6 protein-coding genes are annotated in these 4,819 nt (G+C 27.1%); 2 read left to right on the top strand and 4 right to left on the bottom strand.

Going from position 1 to position 4,819, the window contains the following annotated elements; translation table 11 throughout:
- Nucleotides 1-486: 486 nt before the first annotated feature.
- From BX659_RS18405 to BX659_RS18395, 3 genes are all read right to left on the bottom strand, one after another.
- Complete coding sequence (locus BX659_RS18405; RefSeq protein ID WP_097019683.1) at nt 487-873, bottom strand: hypothetical protein; 387 nt, start codon at nt 871-873, stop codon at nt 487-489.
- Nucleotides 874-995: 122 nt separating this feature from the next.
- A complete protein-coding gene (locus tag BX659_RS18400) occupies nt 996-1,628 on the bottom strand; it encodes a hypothetical protein (RefSeq protein ID WP_097019682.1) in 633 nt (210 codons plus the stop codon).
- A 29-nt stretch (nt 1,629-1,657) separates the two neighbouring features.
- Entirely contained in the window at nt 1,658-1,912 is a 255-nt protein-coding gene (locus tag BX659_RS18395; protein WP_097019681.1) for a hypothetical protein, read from the bottom strand.
- 536 nt (nt 1,913-2,448) lie between these two features.
- Between BX659_RS18395 and BX659_RS18390 the strand changes: the two genes are divergently transcribed.
- Together BX659_RS18390 and BX659_RS18385 are read left to right on the top strand one after the other, a co-directional pair.
- Entirely contained in the window at nt 2,449-3,660 is a 1,212-nt protein-coding gene (locus BX659_RS18390; RefSeq protein WP_097019680.1) for a replication initiation protein, read from the top strand.
- A gap of 255 nt (nt 3,661-3,915) precedes the next feature.
- Nucleotides 3,916-4,407: a hypothetical protein gene (locus tag BX659_RS18385; protein WP_097019679.1), complete on the top strand. Its 492-nt coding sequence runs from the start codon at nt 3,916-3,918 to the stop codon at nt 4,405-4,407.
- A 29-nt stretch (nt 4,408-4,436) separates the two neighbouring features.
- Here the strand turns inward: BX659_RS18385 and BX659_RS18380 are convergent.
- On the bottom strand, nt 4,437-4,819 hold a 383-nt coding region (locus BX659_RS18380), incomplete at its 5' end, for a DUF4879 domain-containing protein (protein ID WP_146129060.1).

Raw genomic sequence — 4,819 nt, 5'->3', positions numbered from 1 at the left:
ATATGTTCTTTTAGATTCAGTCATTTTTATTCCCCCTTGAATGATTATATTATATACCTTAACTTACTGTCTCACAAACAGGGGGAAAGTCAAACCATTATTTTATGAACAAATTCTTTTCCAATATATTTCTCGAAAGTATTCTTTATAATATCATCTAATTTTAAATAAAAAACAATTATAGCAACCAGTGTGTTTACAGTTATTGTAAAGTATATATACGATAAATTAATTAGATTTGAATGATTATCAAGATTTATAGATACTATGATTAATAAAAAAATACAGATATTAGTTGTGATTTGCTCAATATATTAAAGAATTTATTTTTTTCTGTATTATCCATATCATAAAACCTAGGAATGAAAAAGAAATATACTATTATAAGTAAGTATAAGTATTTACTTGGATTATCTAAAAGAAAATTCATATAAAAATTACATCCTTTCTAAAATAGTTATTTAATTTCTATGAAACTATTATTTATTAAATATTTCTTTTATGTATGAAATTAAGCATAAGAACTAATCCATTTGCGATTAATAACATATCTATAAATTCATTGATAGTATAAAACTTATAAATAGCTATACCTATAGAAGTATAAGCAATTATGAAGACAACTATATCAATTATTTTAGGAATAGAAAAGAGTTTTAATGATTTTATCATAAAGAAAGTTGATAGAATCACAAAATAAAGGCTTAGATATATCTGATTATAACTATCTATTCTAGATGGTATGTTTAGTTTATTAAAAATTCTCTTATGTTCCATCATATTAATATGTGTAAGATAAGACATTCCGATATAAATAGATAAAGAGAATAAATATATTAAAATTATCAGTATAGTTTTTTGCCTATTTTTCATAATACCCCCCTTTTATTGAGCTTTGTCAATCTAAGTGGAATTAACTAAAGGCTATAATATTACCTTAGTATGCCATATAGAATCAAATAAAGTTGTAAGAAGATGAAGAAAGAAGCAGTTTATTATGTATAGATTGTTAATAAAATTCTAAAAGCGATGAATAAAACTAAGCTGATAATTATAAAGAAAATACCAGCCGAATAATTTTTATCTTTAAAATTTAATATTTCTTGATTAATTTCATCAATTAAGGTATTAATTTGATCATTATCAATATTCTTTTTAGGATATAAATATTTGAATGCAATTGAAAAATTAAACTTCTTTTTTAAAAGTATGGTTATTTGATCAGTAGTTATCTCTATCAAAGAATCTTTATTGACTATTTTATACTTGTAATCATTTTGCTTTAATATTCGAAGAATTACTTTTATAACACCTGCTAAGTTGGGATTAAACCAAACATATTCTCTGACTGTTTTTCCTCTATTTAATATCTTAAAGTTAACATCAGCAACCAAATAACATATCCCTAAAAATAAAAAAGCATATATATAATAAATTAAGATTTGTTCTTTTTGTGTAGAGTAGTTAAATAGAGGCGGATTAACTTTTAAGTTTAATTCCGTATTATAAAGTATAATAATAATAAATGAAATTACTCTAGCAACAAAATTCATATTATATACATAATTTCTATTAACAAGCAGGTTAACCCCAGAGATTAAAAATAATATTGGCATAAATATTACCATTAAAGCCCCCCCTTTATTCTGATTTTTATTTAATTACAAAACAATTTCACAGTAATAATTATGAAAATTATCGCTGTTATTACCATACCTATAACAGAGACTATCTTATATTGTTTAATAATGGCTTTGCTAGGCTCATTTTGCTCATCGAACATCCATCTTCTGCCTAACCAGAAAGATTTAGCAGGGTTCTTGAAAGTATAGAAAAACATTAGAAATAAACAGATTATAAAAGAATAAGAAATAAAATAAGAGATAAATAAATCTCCAAATGATTGATTCATAAAAATCCTCCCCTTCTTCATTAATTTTATTTTAACATATTATCACAGATATGGATAATAATTATCTGTTAGAAAAACTATTATAACTCGCTTAGACTAAGCACTTTTTAATTTAGCTTTATGGAATAGCTAATCTTTCTCAGAAGGTAGAGAATATCTGGGGTATGTGCGTAATGGAATAAGAAAGGGTGGAGCTAGAATTTTTTTGTGATTATTAACAACAGCAAAATAACTTTAGCTAAGTAAAATATTTGGGAATAATATTCTAAAAATAGTTGTTTAGCTGGAAAAATACTGTTGTTGTTGTTTTATATAGTTTTAAAAGGTTTTAAAGAATTTTCTGATAGGGACAAGCCCTTATGGTTATAGGCTTTAGCAGTTGGTAATGCTACAAACATCTTGTTTAAAACTACATTTACCTTGTCTAATGCTACAAATATCTTGCTTAATACGACAAATATCTTGTTAAATACTACTTTTTATTGTGAAGTAGTATTTGTTGTGGTAAACTATTATCAGATAATAGGAGGTGGATTATGAATAGTAAAGAATTGATTGTAAAACATAATAAATTAATTGAAGCAAATTATAAATTAACTTTACAAGAACAGAAACTTATTTTAGTTTTAGCAGCAGCAATTAAAAAAGATGATACAAAATTTGAACAGTGTATTTTTAGTGTAACTGAACTAGCAGATACTTTAAATTTGAATAAAGAAGCCTACTATTCTGAACTTAAAGAGATTACAGAAAAGTTATTATCAAGGGTGTTAACTATAAATGAACCTGATGGTTGCTTGCAGATATCTTGGCTATCCTCAGCAAAGTATTATGATGAGCTGGGGAAAGTAGAATTGAGCTTTGCTGAAAAGTTAAAGCCTTATCTTTTACAGCTAAGTAATCATTTTACTAAATTAGAATGTAAAAAATTGATATCTTTGAGTAGTATTTATGCAATAAGAATCTATGAGTTATGCAAACAGTATGAGAGGTTAAAAAGACGAGAAATTACGATTAAAGAGCTGAAGAGAATATTACAAATTGAAGATATAAAGAGTTATAATCGCTATAATAATTTTAAAAGAAGAGTATTATTGAAAGCTCAAGAAGAGATCAATGAAAAGACTGACCTAAAGATTGATTTTGAAGAGCTTAAAACTGGTAGAAAGGTAACTGCAATTAAGTTTATTATTAAGAAGAAGAAAAATCCACCAAAAGAATTAAGATTTAAAGAGAATATTGAAAAACAAGAATACTCTCCAGAAGTTGTAGAATTATTTAATCTCTTACCCCAAGAGGAACAAGTAGAGGCTCATAAAAAGGAGATAGAGGCTTTATTAGCCGAACATAGTTTTAGATATGTAAAGGCTGATATTGACTATGCTAAGGAGTTTAATCCTGATAATTTTATGGGCTTTTTAAAAGCATCCTGTGAAGGGGGACATTATTCTAGTGCTGAGGTGGAGAAAAAAGCCAAGGAAGAAGAGTTGGCTAGGAAGAAAGCAGAGACTGAGAGAAAGAAAAGAGAGCTGGAAGAGAAAATCAAGAAGAAGGCTAGAGAGAAGGCTGTAGAAAAATATGAGAAATTATCAGCAGAAGAGCTGGAACAGTATAATCAGGAGTATGAGAGAGTGGCTAAATTTGTGCCAGAAACTATGAGACCAGTTAAAAGAGATTATATTATTGGAGCTTTAGAGGATCAGTTTAAGAAGGAGATAAGGGAGTTGGCAATTATAGTTGATGATTAAGAGAAAATAAGATTAAATACTTCTTTGCCCCAATAGATCTTCTTGCCGAAGAGCTGTAATTATTACTGCGGGTTGTGGTAGGAATGATTATAGCTTGGAGGCTAATGCTAAGAGGAGGCAAATAAAGGGTAATAAAGTTAAAATTTTTGTTAAATCTGTTTATTCAATTCAATAATTAATATTTGACTATTAATACAAAAATTATATAATATAACTAGTGTTATTTGTAAAAATATTAAAAAGGAGGAAGATAAAATGCAAGTAAGTGCTGTTAATTCTCAAGTAAATTATTATCAAAATACTAAAATTAATAATACTAAAGTAAATAAAAATACTAATATAAAGAATATTATCAATGAATCTAAATCAGAGAATAAGAAAGTAACTGATTCTCCAACTATAGAGGAAATATCTAAAAAATATGATATTACTAATGCTACTTTTGATGAATTTCGTAAAATATCTAAAGCACTATGTGATAATGGCAAAATCTCTAAATCCACTTATTTTATTATGATTTTTAATCCAGAAGAATCACCCCATTGGAAGGAATTTACCAAAGATATTCCTAATGCAAGTTATTTTAGGACTAAAGCAGATAGTCATGGGAGAAGAAATTGGATTGAAGAATTTGAAGCTAAATTGGAAGGTGCTAGAAGGGTAGGTAATTTATTAGGAGCTAAAAATCATCAAAAAATACTTAATGCTTTGAAAGAACTTACTTATAATCAAGAATCGAAGGATTAATCCTTCGATTCTTGATTATAAGTAAGGTTTTATTTAATATAAATCCAATCAGACATTATATTCCATGGGTAATTAGTTGATGTATTTTCATAAGTAAACTTACCATGTTCATAACCAGTTGCATCCCACCAATAATACCAGCCATCAATTATATTATCACCATTGGGGTCATATTTTTCAGAATGAACTGATGACAAAGGACTACCGTTCATTTTAGCAATTCTGTTATCCCCATAGCCTACTTCTAGTGTAATGATATATAATGGGTTTCCGCCATGGTCATGGTTTGTAGAAAGTAAATTAGGGTCATTATAAAAATATTCATACCCACCATACTGAGCGGAATATACAGCATAAACTTGTAAATATGTTAATCCTGAAGCTGGTGATTGTGCTGTAACTTCACCTTCAT

The organism is Orenia metallireducens, assembly GCF_003001995.1.
GTDB lineage: Bacteria > Bacillota > Halanaerobiia > Halobacteroidales > Halobacteroidaceae > Orenia > Orenia metallireducens_B.
The sequence above is the reverse complement of the archived record's forward strand: the minus strand, read 5'-3'. Positions and strand labels throughout refer to the sequence as shown.